This is a genomic window from Mesorhizobium sp. M7D.F.Ca.US.004.03.1.1 (genome assembly GCF_003998635.1).
Lineage (GTDB): Bacteria > Pseudomonadota > Alphaproteobacteria > Rhizobiales > Rhizobiaceae > Mesorhizobium > Mesorhizobium loti.
Genome location: NZ_RZQG01000867.1, coordinates 1 through 2,460, shown reverse-complemented (window position 1 = coordinate 2,460; position 2,460 = coordinate 1). Strand labels below are relative to the sequence as shown.

Genomic DNA, 2,460 nt, shown 5'->3' with positions numbered 1-2,460 from the left:
GTGGGGGAACCCGCCTTGCGCTGCTTGTCGATGTAGCCGGCAAAATAGCTCCAGAAGGAGACGGCATAGTCGCGGAAATAGGCGTCGGTCACCTTGCGCGAACACAGGTCGCCGTCGACGCAGAAGGACAGGCGGTTGAGAAAATAGACGATGCGGTCGAAATTCTCGCCGAAATCGGCGAGCGGCATGTCGCCCCCGGAGGCGGTCATCGCCTCGATGCCGATCCGTTGCCGGAACACCTGCTCCTCGGTCGGCGAGGGGTTGGCGCTGAGCAGATTGTCATATTTGGCGTTGAGGGCCGTCAGACGATCCTTCAGGGCACGCTGCGCCTGCTGGTAGTCCTTGTTTTCCCAGAGTTCGACCAGTGACATGGTCTGCTCGACGCGCTTCTGCTCCTGGTTGGCCAGGAACTGATAGATCGAGAACATCAAGGTGAAGATGATGGCGAGACGAACTGCCAGGCCCGACCAGGCATAGATCAGCATGCGCCAGTCGCGGTCGGTGAAGGGATTGCTCTCCTTCTTGATCTCGTGGCTGCTCGGCCACGGAAAACCTTCGGTGGTTTCCGGCAGCGCCGGTTTGCCGGCCGGCGCCTTTGCGGGTGCGGCGGCTGCTGTTTGCCTGGTGTTGCCCGTCGGTTTCTTCATCCGCAGGTGTCCAGTTCAATGGTGGCGGAGGGATCCAGCACGATGCCTGGCGCCTCCAGCTTCTTTTTCAGGCATTGCAACTGCAGGCGCGAAATCATGAACTGTACGTCGGGCTCCGCCGCCCCCTTGTTCGGTGACGGCAAGGCTTCGACGACGCCGCGCGAGGCGCAGTTGCTGAGATCGACGACAACGGCGCCACTGCTGCTATTGGCGATCTGGTCGTACTGATCGAGAAAACACGTCGCCAGTTCCGAGTTGGTGACGATCTGCTTGACGCACAGGCCGCAGGCCTCGTCAGCCGAAGCGTTGGCGATCAGCAACAGGCTGCCGGCAAGGCCGGTCACCATTCCACGCCAGGAAAACACAGAATTCTTCACAATCGATCCTATCCGTTTCATCCGACCGTCATGCGCCAAGGCTGCGGCCGGGAATGTTCTCATATCGCACCGATCGCGCAAGAGCCGGCGCAACATGGCCGTAAGGCTTTGGCGCCGGCATCCGCTCAGGCGCGTGGTACCGTTTCCATCGGGAAGATCATCACCGCGCCTTTCGGCCCACTCTTGTCGGCAAGTCGCATCACCGAGCGGGTTGCCGGCGCCATACCGAGATCGGTCAGCATGTCGGAGAAGCCGGAGGAGCCTGTTCCGCGTGTCGCCGAGGCGACGCCGTCCTGCGCCAGGAAGCCCAGATCCTCCTTCTCGCTCTCCGGCGGCGCCTCGGTCAAAACCGCGATCATCCGTTCCATGCCGAAGCTGGTGTCGGTGAAGGCCAGCAGCCCCTCCTCGAGCGTGGCCTGCGGGGCGAGGCGTTCGGCAACGATATGAGTGATCGAATAGTCGCTGCCGACATAGAGCACGTTGATGTCGACCAGAAGGTCCGAGCTGTTCTTGGCCAGCACATGCACTTCGTCGCCCGGCCAGACGCGCGGCACCACCGAAGCCTGCAGCGGTTCGAGGCCATCCTTGTCGCGACGTTTGACCTGGAACTGGACGTCGACGTCCTCGGGCTTGTAGTCGGAGGCCGCCGCCAGCCGCGAAAGCCCGGTGGCGCGGAAGATAGTGCGCAGGTTCCTGGTTGTTGCCTCGGCCAGCTTCTGACGGTCATCCATGTGGATGATGATCAGCGGCGGCTTGCTGCCGTCCTTCAGGGTCACGTCGCCCGACGCCGGCAGGAACCACAGCGCCGGCTTGTCGGTCGCATCCTTGGCGGCGCCGGGAACAGCATTCTCGCGCATCACCGCAAAGCGAAGCTCGGCACTTTTGCCGGGCTCGACCAGCTCGATGTTGAAACCCGTCTCCTTGGCCGTGGCCAGTTCGTCGAGAACCGAATTGACCAGCGCGGTTTCCTTCTCAAGTCCCTTGATGGCAGCCGGACGCGCCACGACGAGCTTGTAGTCGACGGCGATCTCCGCCACCCGCGCATAGGCATTGGCGGGAATGTCGGCGACTTTGAGCGCCGGCTTCTTGTCGAACTCGACCGGCTTGACGCGGCTTTCCAGGTTCTTGGCTGACTGCACTTCGAGATAACCGACCGCGTCGGAAAGCGGCGACAGCGCCGAAGGCAGTATGGCGAGCTTGCTGCCGGGGGTGAGGCGGTGCAGCAGCCCGGCGCCGATCGTCGCCTCGCCATCTTTGATGACGACAGGCCACTGCATGACCGCGTCGGTCTTGTCGGTGCCGAACACCCGCGCGTCGAGTTCGCCTTCGAACAGCGGCGTCGGCCGGGTGCGGCTGTCGGCCGAATATTGCTGGAGCACGGCCTGGCCGAGCTGGCGATAAGTGACGTTGGGATTCTCGGCCAGTTTCGACAGAAT

General features: G+C 62.8%; 2 protein-coding genes and 1 pseudogene. All 3 read right to left on the bottom strand.

Going from position 1 to position 2,460, the window contains the following annotated elements; genetic code table 11:
* A partial coding sequence (locus EN935_RS31095; protein ID WP_127373972.1) for a hypothetical protein occupies nucleotides 1-647 on the bottom strand: 647 nt, incomplete at its 3' end.
* Complete coding sequence (locus tag EN935_RS31090; protein WP_245468916.1) at nucleotides 644-994, bottom strand: hypothetical protein; 351 nt, start codon at nucleotides 992-994, stop codon at nucleotides 644-646. The genes EN935_RS31095 and EN935_RS31090, both read right to left, overlap by 4 nt.
* Nucleotides 995-1,149: 155 nt before the next feature.
* Nucleotides 1,150-2,460: pseudogene (locus EN935_RS31085) on the bottom strand (caspase family protein); the annotation flags it as partial.